This window comes from Bradyrhizobium sp. LHD-71 (assembly GCF_031157255.1).
Taxonomy (GTDB): domain Bacteria; phylum Pseudomonadota; class Alphaproteobacteria; order Rhizobiales; family Xanthobacteraceae; genus P52-10.
In genome coordinates, this window is record NZ_JAVIFX010000029.1 from 58,230 (window position 1) to 77,412 (window position 19,183).

At 64.6% G+C, this 19,183-nt stretch carries 19 protein-coding genes; 4 read left to right on the plus strand and 15 right to left on the minus strand.

Going from position 1 to position 19,183, the window contains the following annotated elements:
• Positions 1-17: 17 nt before the first annotated feature.
• Positions 18-2,318: a CoA transferase gene (locus RCO31_RS27215; RefSeq protein WP_308971497.1), complete on the minus strand. Its 2,301-nt coding sequence runs from the start codon at positions 2,316-2,318 to the stop codon at positions 18-20.
• 201 nt (positions 2,319-2,519) lie between these two features.
• On the opposite strand from RCO31_RS27215, the gene RCO31_RS27220 reads away from it, so the two are divergent.
• Both RCO31_RS27220 and RCO31_RS27225 read left to right on the plus strand, forming a co-directional pair.
• Positions 2,520-3,302, plus strand: a complete 783-nt coding sequence (locus RCO31_RS27220) for an SDR family NAD(P)-dependent oxidoreductase (RefSeq protein ID WP_308971498.1) — start codon at positions 2,520-2,522, stop codon at positions 3,300-3,302.
• Between the two features lie 18 nt (positions 3,303-3,320).
• On the plus strand, positions 3,321-4,553 hold the full coding sequence (locus RCO31_RS27225) for an acetyl-CoA C-acetyltransferase (protein ID WP_308971499.1): 1,233 nt from the start codon (positions 3,321-3,323) through the stop codon (positions 4,551-4,553).
• 204 nt (positions 4,554-4,757) lie between these two features.
• Here RCO31_RS27225 and RCO31_RS27230 read toward each other — a convergent pair whose 3' ends face one another.
• Together RCO31_RS27230 and RCO31_RS27235 are read right to left on the minus strand one after the other, a co-directional pair.
• Entirely contained in the window at positions 4,758-5,144 is a 387-nt protein-coding gene (locus tag RCO31_RS27230) for a DUF971 domain-containing protein (RefSeq protein WP_308971500.1), read from the minus strand.
• Complete coding sequence (locus tag RCO31_RS27235) at positions 5,141-5,377, minus strand: sulfurtransferase TusA family protein (RefSeq protein WP_308971551.1); 237 nt, start codon at positions 5,375-5,377, stop codon at positions 5,141-5,143. Before RCO31_RS27235 ends, RCO31_RS27230 begins: the two co-directional genes overlap by 4 nt.
• Positions 5,378-5,504: 127 nt before the next feature.
• On the opposite strand from RCO31_RS27235, the gene RCO31_RS27240 reads away from it, so the two are divergent.
• Positions 5,505-5,660: a hypothetical protein gene (locus RCO31_RS27240; protein WP_308971501.1), complete on the plus strand. Its 156-nt coding sequence runs from the start codon at positions 5,505-5,507 to the stop codon at positions 5,658-5,660.
• Between the two features lie 8 nt (positions 5,661-5,668).
• Here RCO31_RS27240 and glp read toward each other — a convergent pair whose 3' ends face one another.
• The 12 genes from glp to RCO31_RS27300 all read right to left on the minus strand — a co-directional run bounded on the left by glp (position 5,669) and on the right by RCO31_RS27300 (position 16,995).
• A complete protein-coding gene (gene glp, locus RCO31_RS27245) occupies positions 5,669-6,925 on the minus strand; it encodes a gephyrin-like molybdotransferase Glp (RefSeq protein ID WP_308971502.1) in 1,257 nt (418 codons plus the stop codon).
• A 2-nt stretch (positions 6,926-6,927) separates the two neighbouring features.
• Complete coding sequence (mobB, locus tag RCO31_RS27250) at positions 6,928-7,455, minus strand: molybdopterin-guanine dinucleotide biosynthesis protein B (protein ID WP_308971503.1); 528 nt, start codon at positions 7,453-7,455, stop codon at positions 6,928-6,930.
• A 78-nt stretch (positions 7,456-7,533) separates the two neighbouring features.
• Positions 7,534-8,556, minus strand: coding sequence for a formate dehydrogenase subunit gamma (locus RCO31_RS27255; protein WP_308971504.1), 1,023 nt, complete (start codon positions 8,554-8,556; stop codon positions 7,534-7,536).
• Positions 8,557-8,593: 37 nt separating this feature from the next.
• Entirely contained in the window at positions 8,594-9,190 is a 597-nt protein-coding gene (gene fdh3B / locus RCO31_RS27260; RefSeq protein WP_308971505.1) for a formate dehydrogenase FDH3 subunit beta, read from the minus strand.
• Between the two features lie 15 nt (positions 9,191-9,205).
• Positions 9,206-12,172 carry a formate dehydrogenase subunit alpha gene (locus RCO31_RS27265; RefSeq protein WP_308971506.1) on the minus strand — a complete coding sequence of 989 codons (2,967 nt, stop codon included), beginning with the start codon at positions 12,170-12,172 and terminating at the stop codon, positions 9,206-9,208.
• A 13-nt stretch (positions 12,173-12,185) separates the two neighbouring features.
• Complete coding sequence (locus RCO31_RS27270) at positions 12,186-12,404, minus strand: hypothetical protein (RefSeq protein WP_308971507.1); 219 nt, start codon at positions 12,402-12,404, stop codon at positions 12,186-12,188.
• 40 nt (positions 12,405-12,444) lie between these two features.
• Positions 12,445-13,239, minus strand: a complete 795-nt coding sequence (locus tag RCO31_RS27275) for a Cro/CI family transcriptional regulator (RefSeq protein WP_308971508.1) — start codon at positions 13,237-13,239, stop codon at positions 12,445-12,447.
• A gap of 173 nt (positions 13,240-13,412) precedes the next feature.
• Positions 13,413-14,078, minus strand: a complete 666-nt coding sequence (locus RCO31_RS27280) for a DUF3306 domain-containing protein (protein ID WP_308971509.1) — start codon at positions 14,076-14,078, stop codon at positions 13,413-13,415.
• 69 nt (positions 14,079-14,147) lie between these two features.
• A complete protein-coding gene (locus tag RCO31_RS27285) occupies positions 14,148-14,636 on the minus strand; it encodes a DUF3305 domain-containing protein (RefSeq protein ID WP_308971510.1) in 489 nt (162 codons plus the stop codon).
• A 21-nt stretch (positions 14,637-14,657) separates the two neighbouring features.
• Positions 14,658-15,674, minus strand: coding sequence for a DUF6352 family protein (locus RCO31_RS27290; protein WP_308971511.1), 1,017 nt, complete (start codon positions 15,672-15,674; stop codon positions 14,658-14,660).
• Entirely contained in the window at positions 15,671-16,231 is a 561-nt protein-coding gene (locus tag RCO31_RS27295) for a DUF6505 family protein (protein WP_308971512.1), read from the minus strand. The genes RCO31_RS27290 and RCO31_RS27295 overlap by 4 nt, the downstream gene beginning before the upstream one ends.
• Positions 16,225-16,995: a biotin/lipoate--protein ligase family protein gene (locus RCO31_RS27300; protein WP_308971513.1), complete on the minus strand. Its 771-nt coding sequence runs from the start codon at positions 16,993-16,995 to the stop codon at positions 16,225-16,227. The genes RCO31_RS27295 and RCO31_RS27300 overlap by 7 nt, the downstream gene beginning before the upstream one ends.
• A gap of 171 nt (positions 16,996-17,166) precedes the next feature.
• On the opposite strand from RCO31_RS27300, the gene RCO31_RS27305 reads away from it, so the two are divergent.
• Positions 17,167-19,155 carry a 4Fe-4S dicluster domain-containing protein gene (locus RCO31_RS27305; protein WP_308971552.1) on the plus strand — a complete coding sequence of 663 codons (1,989 nt, stop codon included), beginning with the start codon at positions 17,167-17,169 and terminating at the stop codon, positions 19,153-19,155.
• Positions 19,156-19,183: the final 28 nt, after the last annotated feature.

The window sequence follows — 19,183 nt, forward strand, 5'->3', positions numbered from 1 at the left end:
GCAAGCTCCGAGAGTGATCACCGGTACGACGGCATCAGTTGCTGCGGCATCGGCTTGCCGATCGTGATCGCGCCCGACGCACCGAGCGCTTCGATCTTTTCTTTTGCAAGACCAGCGGTACCAAGAACCTCGACGGCGTGTTCGCCGACGCCCGAAACGCGCATCGGACCTGAGCGCTGCGTGCGGCTGAAGGTCGCAAAGCGGCCAGGCGCGGTGAAATACGTGCCGTCGGATGCCGCGCGAATGTGCACAAACTCCTCCTGCGACAATTGCGGATCGCGCAACACTTCCGACACGCGGCGGGCACGGATTGCGGCGACCCCCGCCTCCGCCAGCCGGCGAACGGCTTCATCGCCGGGCAGCGGCGCGAGCACTTCGGCGAGCGCGGCGACCTTGTCGTTGGTGCCGTTCAGCTTGATGCCGGCCTTCGCGAGCGTCTCTTTCGAGACTTGCTCGGGTGAGGTTGCCTGCACGCGAATCCAGCCGTCGCTGGTCTGATAGAAGCGATCGAGCCAGCCGCAGCCGCGATGGTTTTCGCTGCCTTTCACCAGCGCCGGGCGGCCCTGATAGCGGACGAGTTCTTCCGCCTGCAGATAGGTGGCCGTCGCGGCGAGCGAATTCCAGATGCGTTGTCCCTCGCCGGTCTTCTCCCGGTGATAGATGCCGAGCACACTGGCGAGCACGCACATCGCCGCGGTGGTCACGTCGATAATGGCGATAGTATTCGCGACCGGTTCGTCGGCGCCGGCCTGCGTCGTCATCATGCCGCTCATCGCCTGAAGCACCATGTCGACTCCCGGCAGGTGCGACAGCGGCCCGCCCTCGCCATATGCCGACAGCGAGACCGTGATCACACCTTCCTTCAGCGAGTTCAGTTTCTCGTAGTCGATGCCGAGCTTCTTCGTGACGCCCGGCCTGAGCGAGTCGATGACCACGTCACTGACCTTGACCATCTCGTAGAAGGCCTCGCGCGCGTCCTTGTTCTGCAGGTCCATGCCGACGCTGCGCATGCCGCGATTGTAAGTGAAGCCGGTGGCGCGGAACGGATCGCCGGTCAACGGCTCTACCTTGATGACGTCGGCCCCGAGCTCCGACAACAGCGAACCGCAGTAGGGGCCGGCAACGAAGGTGCCCATGTCCAGGATACGGTAGCCGGCCAGCGGGCCGGGACGCAGGAGCGGCGTCTTTTCGGGCCGCGGTGGCGACGGCCGCACGGTCACTTTGCCGTTGTCGGCGCCGGCCGCCGGCGCCGGTCCGTGCACCCTGCCCGGCGTCCGGGTGAGATTGATCGGAATGCCCGGCATCGCCGTAGCGCCGCGTTTCGAATCCTCCACCTCGGCGCGCATGCCGATTGCCTTCACCTGCGGATGATCGAGCCACTTCTCGGTCGGCCCGATCTTGCCGCACGGTATGCCGAGGTCGCTGATCATCTTGATGAGATCGTCGAGGTTGTGCTTGAGAAACTCCCTCTGGATCTTCTCCTTGGCCCAGTCGACGTTGGCCGCGAGCACGAGATTGGCGATGTTGCCGCCCATCCGCTCTTCCTTCAGCATGTCGCCAAGACCCAGCGCATTGATGAGCCAGGTCTCGAACTTGCCGCCGAGCGCGCCGCACGCGATCCACTGCCCGTCCTTGGTGGCGTAACGGGTGTAGGTCGGATGCCGGCCGCCGGTACCAACGGCGGTGCTCGGGTCGGGATTGTCCGGATTGACCGTCAGCGCGCCAACGGCCGCTTCCATCACCGCGTTGATGCCGGTGACCGTCACCGTCTGGCCGAAGCCGGAGCGCTCGCGCTCGATCAACGCTGCAACCGTGCATACGGTCGCCCACAAGCCTTGCACGTAGAGCAGATGCGGAAACACCGAGTCGATTGGTCCGCCGTCGGTCGACGATTGACGGCAGGCGACACCGCCGGCCGCGGCAAGCAGGCCTTGCGATTCATGACCGCCGGCCCACGGCGGGGCGGTCTGGGTATAGGGCGGCATCTTGACGATGAGAAGCCGCGCATTGCGTTTCGAGAGAACGGCGCTCGCGAGATTGAAGCGGGCAAAGGTCGCCTCGTCCCGAATGATGCAGATGTCGCAACCTGCGATCAGGTCACCGAGCCAGCGGCACTGCTCGGCATTCGCCGGATCGACGATGACGCTCTTCTTGCCGCGGTTCCACATCGAAAAGCCGGGCTGCTCGCGACCGGAATCGCCGCCGGGCGGCTCGACCTTGATCACCTCAGCACCGAAATCCGCCATGAACATGCCGGTGATCGGCCCGGCGATGCCGTCGGTCAGGTCCACGACCTGCAAGGTCCCAAGTACTTCCATTCCAGCGTCCCTTCCCGAAAGAAAATTTTGTGCTTGGTTGCCTATAGCAAATTGTGCAGGGTGACACGCGTCGTTCGAGCACGTTTGACCGAATGGCGGCTTGCGTCGCCTGCATACGAGCTGACGACCGGCAACGGTTGCGCTGCAGAAGAGCGGGCGCAAAGCAAGCAAACGTTGGATCAGGGCAAGGAAACGAAACTGATGAAACTGGATTCGTCGATTTCTGCGGTCATCACCGGCGGCGCGTCGGGACTCGGTGCCGCGACGGCGCGGCTTTTGGCCTCGCATGGCGTCCGGGTCGGTATTTTCGATCTGAACGAGGAGCTTGGCGAGGCGCTCGCCAAGGAAATCGGCGGCGTGTTCTGCAAGGTCAATGTCACCTCCTCACCGGAGGTCGATGCAGGCTTCGCGAAGTCCCGCGCCGCCATCGGCCAGGAGCGTATCCTCGTCAATTGCGCGGGCGTCGGTGGCTCCGTGAAGACGGTGTCGCGTGACAAGCAGACGCGTGAGATCAAGGAGTACCCGCTCGATAATTTCGAGCGGATCATCCAGGTCAATCTGATCGGCACCTTCCGCTGCATCACCAAGAGCGCCGCCGGCATGCTGAAGCTTGAAGCGCTGCCAGACGGCGACCGTGGAGCGATCGTCAACACCGCATCCGTCGCCGCCGAGGACGGCCAGATCGGCCAGGCCGCCTACACCGCCTCGAAGGCCGGCATCGTCGGCATCACGTTGACGGTCGCGCGCGATCTTTCAAGCGAGGGCATTCGCTGCAACACGATCCTGCCCGGCATCTTCGATACTCCGCTGCTCGCCCGAGCTCCGGAAAACGTGAAGGCAGCGCTCGCGGCGCAGGTGCCGTTCCCACGCCGCCTTGGCCGGCCGGAAGAGTACGCGCACCTAGCGCACACCATGATCACCAACGGCTACTTCAACGGCGAGGACGTACGCCTCGACGGCGCCATCCGCATGGCACCGCGCTGACTTCCGGAGAAACGGATCATGACCGAAGCACTGATTATCGACGCATGCCGCACCCCTCGCGGCATCGGCAAAGCCGGCAAGGGCGCGCTCTCCGACATTCATCCGCAGCAGCTCGGAGCGACCGTGCTGCGCGCGCTGGCTGACCGCACCGGCATCAATACCGCCGACATCGACGACATCATCTGGGGCACCAGCGCCCAGGTCGGCCCGCAGAGCGGCGACATGGGGCGCATGTCGGCGCTGGACGCGGGCTACGACGTGCGCGCGAGCGGCGTGACGCTCGACCGGTTCTGCGGCTCGGGGATCACCGCAGTGAACATGGCCGCGGCCTCGGTCATGTCGGGCCAGGAAGACCTCATGATCGCCGGCGGCACCGAGAAGATGTCGATGGCGACGCGCCGCGGCGACGGACCGATGATGATGGATTCCGGCAACCTGCGCCTGCGCGCACTACACCCTCAGTCGCATCAGGGCGTCTGCGCCGATGCGGTCGCGACCCTTGAAGGCATCAGCCGCGAAGACACCGACCGCCTCGCGCTCTTGAGCCAGCAACGCGCCGCAAATGCGATCAAGAATGGCTATTTCGACAGGAGCCTGGTGCCGGTGCATCGCGAGGACAGCAGCCTCGCGCTCGATCGCGAGGAATATCCGCGTCCGCAGACGACACTGGAAGGGCTTGCAAGCCTGAAGCCCGCCTTTCCGGCAGTCGCCGACTTTGCCCTCGACGAAAAGGGCACGACCTATCGCAAGCTGATCCTCGATAAGTATCCGGACCTCGAGATCAATCACATTCACCATGCCGGAAACTCCTCCGGCGTGGTGGACGGTTCTGCCGCCATCCTGTTGGCGTCGCCGTCATATGCGAATTCGCATGGCCTGAAGCCTCGCGCCCGCGTGGTCGCCATGGCCAATATGGGCGACTCGCCGACGCTGATGCTGAACGCGCCGGTGCCGGCCGCGCGCAAGGTGCTGGCGAAAGCCGGTCTCACCGAGGACGACATCGACCTGTGGGAGATCAACGAGGCATTCGCCGTCGTTGCGGAAAAATTCATCCGCGACCTGAAACTTGATCGCGACAAGGTCAACGTCAATGGCGGCTCGATCGCGCTCGGCCACCCGATCGGCGCAACCGGCTCGATCCTGATCGGCACCCTGCTCGACGAACTGGAACGACGGGACCTGCGCCGCGGCCTCGTGACCATGTGCGCCGCCGGCGGCATGGCCCCCGCCATCATCATCGAGCGGGTGTGAGAAAGCGCCAATACGATTGGAGTCGTCCCTGCGAAAGCAGGGATCCATAGCCACCAAGGCAGATTGCAATCGAAGCAGCTATCACTGCAAGACGACAATCGCTCCCGGTATCATTGATGGTGGTGTGCATGGGTCCCTGCTTTCGCAGGGACGACATTCATTGGAGGCGACTGGCGACCGATCACGTATCGCTAGCACGTCGAGCTACCTCACTCCCGGTTTGTCGCGGTCGAGACCCTTCGCGGCGAGGTCATCGAGATAGCCCTGGAAGCGCCCTTCCGCATTCAGGCCGAGTTCGCGCAGGAACGCCCACGAATAGATGCCGCTGTCGTGCATGTCGTCGAAACCGATCCGCACAGCGTAGTTGCCGACCGTATCGACTGACAGGATCTGCACGCTGCGCTTGCCGCCCACGGTTTTGCGCTGCGCCTCGGAGTGGCCCTGCACTTCAGCGGACGGGCTCGTCACCCGCAAGAGCTCTGCGGACAACCGAAAGCGAACACCGTCGTCGAAGCTGATTTCGAGCGACTGCCGGTCCTTGAGCAGACGGATCTCGACCGGCCACGGCTCAGCGGTTGCGGCGTCGCTCACGCGGCAGCCTCCGTCTTTTCGATCATGAACACGAAGAGCTTGTCGGCACGCTCCGTGAGCTCGACGCGGTCGCCGGTCTCGCGGATCAGGTTCGGGATGTCGATCACCGACAGCGGATCAGTGCAATGCACTTCCAGCCGGTCTCCGGCCTTGAGCGCTTTTAACGCCTTGCGCGTTTTCAGCACCGGCAGCGGGCAGCGAAGTCCGGTGAGATCGAGCTTGGTCATCGTCATGTATCCTAGATGCGGTACGGCGCCACCCCGGTCAACCGCGGCGGCTGCGACGAAAGCGCAATCAGCCGCGCCTTGTTGCAGACCGAAATTGCTCGTAGATTTCAGCCAGTTCGTTGCGGAGGGGATCATGAAGATCTTCATTGCGGCCGTGCTGTTTGCCACCGTCGCGGCAGTCGGCATGTCGGTCGTGCTCAACCACTATCAGCGCGACAGCTATGCCAGGTTCACAACCGAGGGCGCCCGCGTCGGCGACCCGGGCCACAATCTCATCGGGCCCGGCTGACGGCGTTCTCAAGCGAGCACCGGCCAGGCAAAAAAGCGGACGGTCTGGCCCGGCGTGACCTCGCGGACATCTTCGCCGAGTTCGACAAGCCCGTCGCTATCGACCAGCGACGAGATCAGACCCGCGCCTTCGCGCGGAAACTTCACCGCCTCGAGCACACCATCGCCCGCTTTACGCAGGCTGGCCCGGACATACTCCCGGCGGCCCGCCTTCTTCCGATAGGCGAACGCAGCGCGCAGAAGCACCGGCGCCACATCGCCCCGTGAGCCGCCGGAGAGTGCCAACACGGCAGGGCGGACGACGTAGGTGAAGGTCACAAAGCTCGCGACCGGATTGCCGGGAAGCCCAATGAAGGGCGTGCCGCTGATCACCCCCATGGCCACCGGGCGACCGGGCTTGATCGCCATGCGCCACAGCACCAGCCGACCGACGCTCTCGACTGCGGCCTTGACGTGATCTTCCTCGCCTGTGGACACGCCGCCCGACGTGAGGATCAGATCATGACGGCTGGCGGCGTCTTTCAGTGCGTTCGCCAGCAACTCGCGGTCGTCGCGCAAGATGCCGAGGTCGCTGACATCGCAACCAAGCCGCTTCAGCATCGCCATCAGCATGTAGCGGTTGGAATCGAACAGCTGCATGCTTGCCCGCGCAGTGCCAGGCGAGACGACTTCGTTGCCAGTGGAGAACACCGCGACGCGCGTCCGCCGCCGCACGTCGATCTGGGTCAGGCCAAGCGCCGCCGCGAGAGCGATGTCCTGCGGCCGCAGCCGGCGACCCGCGGGAAGCGCGACGTGCCCCACGGGAATGTCCTCTCCCGCAGGTCGCACATTGGCGCCGGGCTTCAGCCCGGCTGGCAGGACCACCCGTCCCTGCTCGTCGATCCGCACATCCTCCTGCATGAACACGGTATCGGCGCCGCCCGGCATCGGTGCGCCGGTGAAGATGCGCACCGCCTCGCCTGGCGCAATCGTCGCCGGCGCCGCGGCGCCCGCCTGCACGCGCCCCGTTACCGCGAAGGCGCGCTCGGCATCCTTCGGCAGATCGGCGCTGCGGACGGCATAGCCGTCGACGGCAGAGTTCATGAACGGCGGCAGCGGCAGCGTCGCCACGATCGGTGCTGCAAGAAACCGCCCATCGGCGGAAAAAAGGTCGGCGCTTTCGATTTCCTCGACCGCGCTGAGGCGTGCCGCGATGATTGCAACAGCTTCGTCGACCGACATCAGTGGGCCGCCGAACGCAAAGCAGTCATCGGAGAGTTGGGCCATGGTCAGCCGTCCTGCGGCTCGCGGGCGAGCACGTCGGCAACCGGGACCGCATACTTGCGCACCATTGCCGCGACGCCTTCGATGTCATCGAGATGCACCGACGGCAGACCGCGCTCCAGCGGCCCGTCGGTGGCGATGCCGACGATCAGGGGATCATGCGGATAAAGCAGCGGCTTGCCGTTGCCGACGCGATGCACTTCGATCTTGCGCGGCGTCGTAGCCTTATATCCCTCGACGATTACGAGGTCGACCGGCGAAAGCTTCGGCAGCAATTCGCGCAGCGTCAGTTCCGATGCGCCGCGCAGTTCATGCATGAGCGCAAAGCGCCGTTCCGAGGAAATCAGCACCTCGGTCGCCCCAGCCTGGCGATGCATCCACGAATCCTTGCCGGGTGTATCCAGATCGAAACGATGGTGGGCATGCTTGATGGTCGAGACCCGCAACCCCTCGCTCACGAGCTGCGGCACGAGCCGCGCCAGCAGCGTCGTCTTGCCAGCGCCGCTCCAGCCCGCGAGACCGATCACCTTCATTGCTCAACTCCGAACGCAAACGCAAAGCCCGCCCGGCAAGCCGGACGGGCGAGCATACCTAATCTGATCGATGGCCCGCTACTCGGCAGGCATGCCCCGGGGCGGCGCTCCCGCTGGCGTCCGGCCCTTCGCCTGCTCTTCCTCGACCCAGAGCGCATGGTGCTCCTTGGCCCAGTTGACGTCGACCTGGCCGGTTCCCATGGCGTCGAACGCGCCCTCCATGCCGACCGAGCCGATATAGATGTGGGCCAGGATGCCGGCGATGAACAAGAGCGCGACAATCGCGTGGACCACCGTCCAGATCTGCAGGCTGGTGACGTCGCCCGCCTGGTACGGGAACAGCAGGAACCAGCCGGACAGCGACATCAGCACCCCGCCGATGATCACCATCCAGAAGATTCCCTTCTGGCCGGCATTGAAGCGCTTCGCCGGCGGATGCTGTCCATTGCGCAACAGGCCGCCGCCCGCTTTGATCCAGTTCCAGTCCATCCTGGACGGGATGTTGTCCTTCACCCAGACCGCGAACATGGTCGCGATGCCGAGCATGAACGGAAACGCGAGGTAGTTGTGCGCGAGCTTGCCCCAGTGCGTCAGCATGGAAAACGCTTCCGGACCGATCAGCGGCAGCAGCAGCGAGCGACCGAAGCTGATGTTCAGGCCCGACAGGCCGAGGATGATGAAGCAGGTCGCGGTCACCCAGTGCATGAAGCGCTCGAAGCTCGCAAAGCGAAGGATCGTCCTGCCGGAGAATCCTTTCTCGATGCGGATGCGGCCGCGTATCAACAGGAACGCCGCGAGCAGGACCGTCATGCCGATGATCGCAATGCCACCGATCCAGGGCAGCATGCTGCGCTGAAAGTCGCGCCATTCGCGCCCTGCGGGCTGGATGAGGCTCGCCGCCATCCGGTCAGGAATAGTGATGCGTCCGGTGACCTTCTCGCCGGCCTTCAGCGCCTCCAGCAGCTTGTCTTCGTGCACCGCCTGGTCGGTGGGCTTGAACGAGAGCTGGGCGGCCGCGGGCGCAGCGACGGCGAACATCAGCGCGAATGCAAGGCAAAGCGGCGCGAGGATCGATCTGAGATGTGAAACGACACTGGGCATCGGCGCTATGACCTTCCAGTTTCCGGCGGCATTCGCCCTAGCCGGTGGGTGAATCACTGTAGGCGGTCTTCCAACCCCACATGCCGCTGCCGTAACCGCGCTTCATCACACGCTCCTTGTAGATCTCGGCGATGATCGCGCCGTCGCCGGCGAGCAAGGACTTGGTGGAGCACATTTCCGCGCAGATCGGCAGCTTGCCTTCGGCCAGACGGTTCTGGCCATATTTGGCGTACTCGGCCGGCGTGGAATCTGCTTCCGGACCACCCGCACAGTACGTGCACTTGTCCATCTTGCCACGCGAACCGAAGTTGCCGACCTTCGGGTACTGCGGCGCGCCGAACGGACAAGCGTAGAAGCAGTAGCCGCAGCCGATGCACAGATCCTTCGAGTGCAGCACGACACCGTCTGCCGTGGTGTAGAAGCACGACACCGGACAGACCGCCGCGCACGGCGCATCGGTACAGTGCATGCAGGCCATCGACACCGAGCGTTCGCCCGGTTTTCCGTCATTGATGGTAACGACACGGCGGCGGTTGATACCCCACGGCACGTCGTGCTCGTTCTTGCAGGCCGTGACGCAGGCGTTGCATTCGATGCAACGGTCGGCATCACACAGGAATTTGACGCGGGCCATTGTCTGATCTCCTCATCACGCCGTTGCGATCTGGCAAAGCGTGACCTTGCCTTCGTGCATGCCGGTCACCGGGTCGTAGCCATAGGACGTGATCGTGTTGACGCTTTCGCCGAGCACGATCGGATCATTGCCCTTCGGGTACTTGCTGCGCTGATCGACACCCTGGAACCAGCCGGAGAAGTGGAACGGCATGAACGCGACGCCCTTGCCGACCCGTTCGGTGACGAGAGCCTTGACCCGCGTCTTCGAACCGTTTTCCGGCCCCGTGACCCACACCCAGCCGCCGTCCCTTATGCCGCGCTCGGCGGCGTCGGCCGGATTGATCTCGACGAACATGTCCTGCTGCAACTCGGCGAGCCACCGGTTGGAGCGCGTCTCCTCGCCGCCACCCTCATATTCGACCAGACGGCCGGAGGTGAGGATGATCGGAAACTGCTTGGCGAGCCCCTTCTCCACTGCCGCCTTCTGAATCGAGAAGCCGATATTGGGCATCCGGAATTCGCGCGCGTCCGGCCGCGTCGGATACTTGGCAACGAGATCGGGTCGGGCCGTGTAGATCGGTTCGCGATGCACCGGCACCGGATCGGGCAGATTCCAGGCGACCGCACGTGCCTTGCCGTTGCCGTAAGCCATCACGCCATGTTCGAGCGTCACGCGGATGATGCCACCCGACAGGTCGACGGCCCAGCCGACGGCGTCCGGGTTGTTGCCGCCGATCCGGTTGATCGTGGCAAGCTCCGCTTCGGTGAGATCCTTGTCCCAGCCAAGCTTCTTCAGCACGCCGTAGGTGAACTCGGGATAGCCATCGGTGATCTCCGAGCCGACGCTGTAGGAGCCTTCCGACAGCAGGTTCACAGGCTTCACCGATCCGTCCGGCTGCTTCTCTTCGTAAACGACGCCGAAGCGGGCGCGGAATGTGCCGCCGCCGTCCTTCACGTGCAGGTTGGTGTTGTAGAGCGTGTGCGTGCCCGGATGCCTGATCTGTGGCGTGCCCCAGCATGGCCACGGCAGGCCGTAATAATCGCCGCCGATCTCGGGCTCGTCCGCCTTGGCGCGCAGCGTCACCAGGTCGAACTTGTCCTGGTACTTCATATGCGCCTTCAGCCGCTCGGGCGACTGACCGGAATAGCCGGTCGAGAAGCCGCCGCGGTTGATCTCACGCAGCAGGTCCTCGGGCTCCGGCCGCTTGTTCTCGACCTTGATGTTCTTGAACATCTGGTCCGCAAAGCCGAGCTTCTCCGACAGACGGTAGATGATCTCGTAATCGTCCTTCGATTCGAAGATCGGTTTGACGATCTGCTCGCCCCATTGCAGCGAGCGGTTTGAAGCGGTGCGCGATCCTGAGGTCTCGAACTGGGTGCAGGCCGGCAGCAGATAGGTGCCGTTCCTGCGGTTCGAAATCGCAGCGAACGTGGTCGGGTGCGGATCTGCGACCACGAGCAGCTCGAGCGCCTCGAGCCCCTTCACCATCTCCGTCATGCGGGGAATGGTGTTGCCGCCATGCCCCATCACGACCACGCCTTTCACGAGGTCGCGTTGATCGACGTCGTCGGGCTTGGCGAGTGTCGCGTCGAACCAGCGGGTCCAGGGAATACCCGGCAATTCCATGTTCTGCTTGCGGGTGCGCGCAGGTCGTCCGGCCTTGGCCGGCACTTCATCAAAGCGCGACTGCAGGAAGTCGTAGCTCACCTCCCAGACGCGCGCCCAGTGTCGCCAGGCGCCTTCGACGAGGCCGTAGTAGAGGGGCAGCGAGGTGATATCGAGGCCGATATCGGTCGCGCCCTGCACGTTGCAGTGGCCGCGGAAAATGTTGGCGCCGGACCCGTATGAGCCGACATTGCCGGTCGCCAGCAGCAGGTCGCAATAGGCGCGGACGTTGGCAGTGCCGATCGTGTGCTGCGTGCCGCCCATGCACCAGACGAACGCTGCCGGCTTCTGCTTGGCGAAGGTCTCGGCGACCTTCTTGAGCTGCTCTCCGGGAATGCCGGTAACGCGCTCGACTTCGTCCGGGGTCCACTTGGCGACCTCGGCGCGGATCTGATCCATGCCGTACACGCGCTGGGCGATGAATTGCTTGTCTTCCCAGCCGTTGGCGAAGATGTGATGCAGCATGCCCCAGATCACGGCGATGTCGGTGCCGCCGCGGAAGCGCACATACTCGGTCGCGTGCGCGGCCGTCCGCGTGAAGCGCGGATCGAGCACGAACACGGTCGCGCGGTTGAGCTCCTTGCCGGTCAGGATGTGCTGCAGCGACACCGGGTGGGCTTCAGCGGCGTTCGACCCCATGAAGATGACGGTCTTCGAGTTGCGCATGTCGTTGTAGGAGTTCGTCATCGCGCCATAGCCCCAGGTGTTCGCGACACCTGCGACGGTGGTGGAATGACAGATGCGCGCCTGGTGGTCGATCGAGTTGGTTCCCCAGAAGGCCGCGAACTTGCGCAGCAGATAGCCGCCTTCGTTGGAGAACTTCGCCGAGCCAAGCAGGTAGACCGAGTCCGCGCCGGACTTCGCGCGAATCTCGAGCATCTTGTCGCCGATCTCGTTGATCGCCTGATCCCACGAGAGCCGCTGCCACTCGCCGTTGACGAGCTTCATCGGATATTTCAGGCGCCGGTCGCCATGCACCAGCTCGCGCACCGACGCGCCCTTGGCGCAGTGCGAACCGCGATTGATCGGGCTGTTCCAGCCGGGCTCCTGGCCGACCCAGACGCCATTCTGCACTTCGCCGATCACAGTGCAGCCGACTGAGCAGTGCGTGCAGACGTTCTTTCTGATCTCCGTCGGCGCGCCGATGATCTGCGGCCCGGCTTCCGCCTTGCGCACACTACCAGGCGGCAGCAGGCCGAGCGCTGCAGTGCCGCCGGCGGCAAGGCCGGAGCGGCGCAGAAACGTGCGGCGGTCAAGAACGCCTGATGCGAGGCCCGCGGCGACGCCCTGCAGACGCGCCCGGCCCGCCGATCCTTCCCTTCGCTTCATCAACATGGGCGTGCATCCATCAGTAGCGGTTGACGCGATAGAATGTCTTGACTTCTTCGGTCTCGCGGTAGCGCGCCTTCGTTTTCTCGGCGCCCGTTTCACTGTCGGCCTTTGCTGCGAGCGGTACCGCGGCGGCGGCAGCGGCCGAGCCGCCAAGCAGGAAGAAGCCGCGCCGGTTGAGGCGCGCGCGGTCCGACGCCTTGGCGTCAGAAGCTTTGCTGCCGGTTTGCTTGCTCATCGCGATGTCCTCCCGTCGAATCTGTTCGCGCCCGCGTCCGTCAGGACAGCGCGAACGCCTCCGATTCCAACTCCATGAAGATGCGGCCGACACGGCCGACCGGGCGGTAGAACGCCGCCGACTTCGACTGCTCGAGGTCGGCGAACATCCGCGCCGCCCAGGGCCGCAGATGACGTTCGAAGAATTTTGCCTGTTCGGCGAAGTCGGCCTCGAACAGGCCGCCGGCGAGGCCGGACATCACTTCGCACAGGATTGCAATGTGATCCTCCGGCTCGCCGACCGCGTCAGCGCGCGCGATGCCAAGCCGGTCGAGGTCCTCGCGCACACGCGCCAGTGGCCGCTCATGCAGAAAGCCGGTCAGATAATACGAGGCGTAGGGCAGCACTTCGCCGCGACCGACACCGACGAAGAGGTTGAAGAACTCGTTGCTGATCGCGTCATCGCCCACAGAGGCCGCCGCCGTCGCCAATTCGATGTGCGCCATGCCGAACTCGGATGCGTCGCCCTTCAACGTCGCAATGCGCGAAAGTGTGTCGGCGTCGGGTGCCTTGCCGAGCAGCAGCGCGAGCAATCCGTATTCGGCGGCGCGCTGCTGGTCGATCTCGTCGATATCGTCTGATTGTCCGGTCATCGGCACGGCATCGTTCGCATTGCCGTAGATATCGGGACGAAGGATGAAGCGGGAAACATTGGTCAGCGCTTCGACTGCAAGCACGCGCTCGGCTGGAATTCGCGACCAGTTGGACACAGAGGGCTGGGCTATGCCGATCGCGCGCGCAAGAGACGCTACGCCGCCGGCAGCCTGGATGGCCTGCTCTAGTCCAATGTCCCGCATCGTCTAGGCCATATCCCCGCAAACGCGCCCTTGAGCTGGACCAACTTCGTTCAGAACCGAACTAAGCGTCTGTTATCCGAACCCTTTCCCGACAGTTTAGAACTGGTCTATTTCCAAAAGCTAGTAGCCATAGGTCTTAGCTATGGCGCCACAAGGTCTTAGCGATGTGCTCGTTACTTCGGCCGCGCGCTGCCGTGCCGGCGCGAATTTTGTTGCGATGCAAAAGAGCCCAGCGCATCTTGCGGGCGATCTGATTCGTCGTCCGCCGCCGTACCTCTGCGATCGGCGTCCTCGCCCGTGTCGGACAATCTAACCGATGGCGCCTGTGCGTCAGGCGCCGGCACATACCCGGCGGCCTCCTCCGAAGCAACCTCTCCTGAGCCCGCGTCTCCTTCCGCGTCCACAGCCTTTTGCACTGCCGGCGCGGATGCGTCCCCCATGCCCATGACCTGCGACACCATGCGCGCGATATCGGTGCCCGGCGCGAGTTCGCCGGCGCCCGGCACCCCGCCTGGGGTGTTCCAGTCATAGGCGTAGTCGAGCGCGGGATTGACGTAGTTGCGGATTGCGGGATCAAGCGCCCAGGATTTTCGCAGCGCCGCATTGCGAATACTGTCGGGAACGCCCTTGCGGAAGAACACCGACATGTCGGTGTCAGCCGTCAGGTCCTCGAGCTTTGGCAGGCTTGCAAGATCAAACGGCGGTTCGGCGTCGCCTGGAGGCGCCGCTTCCGCCTCTTGCGCTGCCGCATCGCGCTTTTCTACGTCGACGTCCAGCTTGCCGGCATCGCGCTTGCGCTGCGACCAGCGTGCGAGAAAGCCTTTCTCGTCCTCGCTCATCCGCCGCTCCCGTCATTCTGCTTCGGTTTGCGCATGATCTCGTCCCGGATACCTCCGTACTTTTCGGGCTCATGCGCGGTCCGGTCCACGCCGGCGATCCAGGTTGGCACGATCGCGCTTGCGCTTCTGGAACACCCGCTCGACATGAAACGCGTCGACGAACGCGGCGATCCACGCCGCGATCTCCGGCGGCATTGGCACCGTACCGATCACCTCGGTGCCGCTCTCGAACAGCGCTTCACCTTCCGTCGGATCGGCCGTGACCTTGGTCAGTTCAAGCTCTGCGCCGCCACCCTGCTGACGCAGGGCAACCCACACGCGCGGCTCACCGTCCATCAGGTTGTCGCGATAGTTGGCAGTCTCCGCGCTGAACAGGTCGATATTCGCCGACCCCGCATAGTACAGCGTCGTGCCGTCCTCGCTCGCCAATGTGCTCCACGGCGCAGTCTCCGGCACCTGCTCGAGCAGCATTACTGGCGCCCACACGTGGTCGACCCACGGATTGTCGACTGCCCGGCGGCGCACCACAACTCCGACTTCGCGCGATGACTGAGTCATGCTTTTAGCCCGTTGCCTTGATCATGCCGCCTGCCCTGCGGCCAGCGGCAAGCCCGCGATCAGGTTCTGCGGCTTGAATCGCACAATCCTGTCCGCGTCCATGGCCAGAATAAGATAGACCGGCTTCTCACTAACCCGCGGATCCACAAGCGCGGCGTCGGCGATGCCGAGCCGCATCAAGGCGATGACCCGCTCGGCAGCGTCCGCGCTCAACCGCTCACCGTTCCACAACGCGTTGCCAATCCGCGTGCCCTCGCTGTCGAGACCGATGAACCAGCGCCAGTCACGGTCCTCGATCGAGGCGACGATCTCGACCGTCGTGGTCACGCCCGTCAGGTGGGAAATCCACCGCTCGATCGCACGACACAGTCCCGCGCGAGCATTCGGATTGCTGCCGAGATTCATCGCCATTGCGTGCGCATCCGAGCGCGACCAGTAGGTCCAGGCGTTCTCGTCGTCCATCACGTCCATTTCGCCGAACGCCTGCGGCTGCAACATCGCGGATAGCGGCGAGGCATGCAGATCGTGCCGGGCGTGCTCCTGACTCTCTACCGTCTCTGCGTCGGCGAGCAACAGCGCGCCTTCGTGCATCGCTGCCTTCTGGCTGCGATAGAACAGCTCGGCAGCGCGCAGCACGTATGGGTCCTCACAGCCCTCGAGCGCATTGCGCAGAATCAAGTGGGCAAGCTGCGACAGAAAGATCGGCGGCAGGTCGGAGGCCCCCTTGCGCGCAAGCGCCACATACAGCGCTTCCAGTGACGGCGCCGCAACGAGCCGATCGCGAAACGCGACCATGAAGGTCCAGTTCTCGCGCGCATCCGGATCGGCAAGCGCTGCGATCTCGGACCGGGCGACGGGACGGAACGGATCGGCCATCAGACTTGCGTGCAGAGTCCGCTCGGCCTCGCAGGCATCATCCGGCGGCATCAATTCGGGCCGCGCCAGATAAGCCATGACGAGTTCCGGCGTGACGATGAGACCGCCGTGGTCGGCGCGTCGCGTCAGGTGATGGCCGGATGCAACCCAGAATTCTCTCATTTGCGGTCCGCCTCGATCAGTCCGCGCAGATCCACTTGCTCGACCTCGTCTTCGACACCCTCGACCTCATGGAATGTGAATGCCCGCGCATGCGCATGCAGTCCGTCGCCGCCCGCCACCATTTCGCGCGGCCGCAAAGTGCGGAAACGTTCGCGGATCCCCCCGTCTTCCACCGCGCGTTGAACTGCGAGCAATGTCTGCGGCGCATGATCGCAAAGCGACGCGGCGAACGCGACCTCCGCTTCCGCGGCAGCTCGCGCGGCGTCCGCATCGGGCGCGCCGAATCTCGCCAGCAGTTGCGCCGCCAGCCGCGCAACCGCCGCATCCTTTTCCGCCTCCGTAGCCTCGGTAACGATTGCGAGCGTCGACCAGCCGAGGCTTTCGATTCCGAGAAATCCCGAACGCAAAGCGACGCGCTGCTTCTGCTCAAGTGCCGCCGGATCGCAGTCGAAGAACACGAACGCACCCGAGACCGCCCATTCTCCAGGCTCGGCTGCGCGCTCGAACACGAACGTGTCGGAAGGATCGAGCCTGATCGTGCGCGGCAGTTTCAGCATGGCCGTTCTAATCCCAACCTCGGGCCACGGTGCTCGCGATCGTACCACGCGACTTTCGCCAGCGCATCGACGAGCCCAACGCGTTGCGGCGCGCGGCTCGCCGGCAGGTTGAGCAGGAGATCGCCGTTCTCGTCGATGCCGCGCTGCTCCCCCGCCTTGCCCTTTGGCAGCCGCTGAAGATAGTCCCGCGCGACCGGCGCAAAGCCGCGCTCGCCCCAGCGGTCGAATCCGGTCATCAGGTGGCGCGCGAAGCTCTCGACGATGGCGTCGGTCTCGATCATCTGGAAACCTTCACCGAGCAGCGACACGCCCGATGCCGACTGCACCTCATCGAGATGCGCCATGTCGGCGGCCCGCAGCATGGCGCCGAAGACGAGCCAGGCCGGCACGCCGGCTTCCGCGCAATCCGGCGGCCAACCAAGGCGGCCTCCGCCCAGCAGTCCGCCGTCGAAGATGACGGTATCCGGCCACGAGAAGGTCACTTCGCGTTCGGGCGGACAATGCGCGGCAATGGCATCGCCAACCGCGTTCATTCCGGCAAACAGCGCGCGGCGCGCCGAGCGCAGCGGCTCCTCCGGTTCCAGCACCACGGCAAACTCGACGAGATCGTAGCGTCGCACCCAGACCAGTGTGCCGGCGCCTGACTGGGTCGCGATCGTGCAGGCATGGGCGAAGGCGTCGCCGTGCTCGCGCAGTGCGACCAAAGTATAGCCCGGGGGCAGATCGAGCGACTGATCCGCGAATGCTGCGCGCGAAATCATCATCTGAAGAAATTTTCCCTACGCCCTTTGTATTTGGGCGGTCTATGCTATCTGGGTCAAGATCGCGTCCGACAAACCGCGGGCTTCGCACGCGCGAGAAGAGGCGCGAAGGGAGATGCTGCGTTGGCGCAGGGAAAGCAACCGCATCTGTTCATCTGCAGTTGCGAGAAGAGCATGCCGCTCGACGCGCAGACGATCAGCCGCGCGTGTTCCGCCCATCTCACGCTGGCGAACCAGTTGTGTGGCACCGATCTCACGCAATTCAAAGCAGCGCTCACACCCGACAGCAAGATCACGATCGCGTGTACACAGGAAGCGCCGCTGTTCAGCGAGGTCGCCGAAGAGCTGGCGCGGCCAACGCCGACCTTCGTCAACGTCCGCGAGACCGCTGGCTGGTCGAGCGATGCAGAGGCAGCCGGACCCAAGATGGCGGCGCTGATTGCGGCTGCGGCCGAAGAGATGCCGCCGGTCGCCCTGGTAACGCTCGAGAGCAACGGCGTCGTTCTCATCTATGGGCGCGACGAGGTTGCCGTCGAAGCAGCGGAACGTCTCGCCGACCGGTTGGACATCACCGTGCTGCTGACGACGCCCGGCGATATAACACCGCGCCGCGTCAATCAGTTTCCGGTGTTGAAAGGCACCGTGCGTAACGCGCGCGGCTTCCTCGGCAAGTTCGAGCTTGCGATCGACGGCTACGCGATCCCGCAACCGTCCTCGCGCGCGAAGCTGATGTTCGGGCCGTCCCGCGACGGCGTGACATCCACCTGCGATCTCATTCTTGATCTGAGCGGCAGCCAGCCGATGTTTCCGGCGCATGACCTGCGGTCGGGCTACCTGCGCGCCGATCCGGCGGACTGCGCCGGCGTCGAACGCGCCATTGCGGATGCCGCCAATCTGGTCGGCACCTTCGACAAGCCGCGCTTCATCCATTTCGACGAATCACTCTGCGCGCATTCGCGCTCGAATATCACCGGTTGCACGCGCTGCCTCGACCTGTGTCCGACCGGCGCTATCACGCCGAACGGCGACAGCGTCGCCATCGACCCGCAGATCTGCGCGGGCTGCGGCGCCTGCGCATCCGCCTGCCCGACAGGCGCCGCCGCCTACGCGCTACCGTCGGCAGACGCCCTGATGCGCCGTCTGCGGACGCTGCTTCAAACCTATCGCAACGCAGGCGGCAGCAACCCGGTGGTTCTGTTTCACGACAGCGTCCATGGTGAAGCGCTGATCGACGCGCTCGCACGCTTCGGCGACGGCCTTCCCGCCAACGTGCTTCCCATGCTCGTCAATGAGGTGACGCAGCTTGGGCCCGAGACGCTCGCCGCGGTATTTGCCGATGGCGGCGCCGGCGCAGCGTTGCTGACGCGCGCAAAGCCGAAGCATGACATCGCGGGCTTGAGGCGAGCTGCGGAATTGACGGAGACGATTGTGACGGCGCTCGGCTATGGCGCCGGCGTCGTACGCATCATCGAGACCGACGATCCGGACCAGTTGCGCGTAGCGCTCGATGCGGCGCCGGCCGGCAGCGCAACCGAAAGGCCTGCGAGCTTCGTCCCGCGCGGCGCCAAGCGCGGCGTGCTCGAGACGACGTATCGCGAACTGCATCGGGCTGCACCCGCACCGGTCGACGTCGTTCCGCTCGCCGCCGGCGCGCCGTTCGGCGGCGTAAAGCTCGATGTCGAAGGCTGCACGCTCTGCCAGGCGTGTGTCACCGCCTGCCCGACCGGCGCACTCGGCGACAACCCCGACCGCGCGATGCTGCGCTTCACCGAGAGCCTCTGCGTGCAATGCGGCCTCTGCGAGCAGACCTGCCCGGAAGACGTCATCACGCTGCAACCGCGCCTCGATTTCAAGGCATGGAGCGAACCGCCGCGCGTGCTGAAGGAAGAAGAACCTTTCAACTGCATCACCTGCGGCAAGCCGTTCGGCACGAAGAGCTCGATCGAGCGCGTGCTCGGCAAGCTCGGTGAGAAGCACTGGATGTTCCAGGGCGCAAATGCGCGGCGGCTGGACGTCATCAAGATGTGCGCGGATTGCCGCGTGGAAGCTGTGGTCAACGAGAGCTTTGATCCGCACGCCGCGCCGCAGCGTCCGCCGGTCATGACGACGGACGACTACCTGCTTGCGCGTAAACAGAAGAAAGACGATCCGATCGGATCGTAGCGCCTATCTCGGAGACCTTTGTTGTCTG

Bases quoted from the DNA above. Each gene is read 5' to 3' on its own strand.
- RCO31_RS27215 (WP_308971497.1), bottom strand. From the start codon at position 2,318: ATGGAAGTACTTGGGACCTTGCAGGTCGTGGACCTGACCGACGGCATC.
- RCO31_RS27220 (WP_308971498.1), top strand. From the start codon at position 2,520: ATGAAACTGGATTCGTCGATTTCTGCGGTCATCACCGGCGGCGCGTCG.
- RCO31_RS27225 (WP_308971499.1), top strand. From the start codon at position 3,321: ATGACCGAAGCACTGATTATCGACGCATGCCGCACCCCTCGCGGCATC.
- RCO31_RS27235 (WP_308971551.1), bottom strand. From the start codon at position 5,377: ATGACGATGACCAAGCTCGATCTCACCGGACTTCGCTGCCCGCTGCCG.
- RCO31_RS27240 (WP_308971501.1), top strand. From the start codon at position 5,505: ATGAAGATCTTCATTGCGGCCGTGCTGTTTGCCACCGTCGCGGCAGTC.
- glp (WP_308971502.1), bottom strand. From the start codon at position 6,925: ATGGCCCAACTCTCCGATGACTGCTTTGCGTTCGGCGGCCCACTGATG.
- mobB (WP_308971503.1), bottom strand. From the start codon at position 7,455: ATGAAGGTGATCGGTCTCGCGGGCTGGAGCGGCGCTGGCAAGACGACG.
- RCO31_RS27255 (WP_308971504.1), bottom strand. From the start codon at position 8,556: ATGCCCAGTGTCGTTTCACATCTCAGATCGATCCTCGCGCCGCTTTGC.
- fdh3B (WP_308971505.1), bottom strand. From the start codon at position 9,190: ATGGCCCGCGTCAAATTCCTGTGTGATGCCGACCGTTGCATCGAATGC.
- RCO31_RS27265 (WP_308971506.1), bottom strand. From the start codon at position 12,172: ATGTTGATGAAGCGAAGGGAAGGATCGGCGGGCCGGGCGCGTCTGCAG.
- RCO31_RS27270 (WP_308971507.1), bottom strand. From the start codon at position 12,404: ATGAGCAAGCAAACCGGCAGCAAAGCTTCTGACGCCAAGGCGTCGGAC.
- RCO31_RS27275 (WP_308971508.1), bottom strand. From the start codon at position 13,239: ATGCGGGACATTGGACTAGAGCAGGCCATCCAGGCTGCCGGCGGCGTA.
- RCO31_RS27280 (WP_308971509.1), bottom strand. From the start codon at position 14,078: ATGAGCGAGGACGAGAAAGGCTTTCTCGCACGCTGGTCGCAGCGCAAG.
- RCO31_RS27285 (WP_308971510.1), bottom strand. From the start codon at position 14,636: ATGACTCAGTCATCGCGCGAAGTCGGAGTTGTGGTGCGCCGCCGGGCA.
- RCO31_RS27290 (WP_308971511.1), bottom strand. From the start codon at position 15,674: ATGAGAGAATTCTGGGTTGCATCCGGCCATCACCTGACGCGACGCGCC.
- RCO31_RS27295 (WP_308971512.1), bottom strand. From the start codon at position 16,231: ATGCTGAAACTGCCGCGCACGATCAGGCTCGATCCTTCCGACACGTTC.
- RCO31_RS27300 (WP_308971513.1), bottom strand. From the start codon at position 16,995: ATGATGATTTCGCGCGCAGCATTCGCGGATCAGTCGCTCGATCTGCCC.
- RCO31_RS27305 (WP_308971552.1), top strand. From the start codon at position 17,167: ATGCCGCTCGACGCGCAGACGATCAGCCGCGCGTGTTCCGCCCATCTC.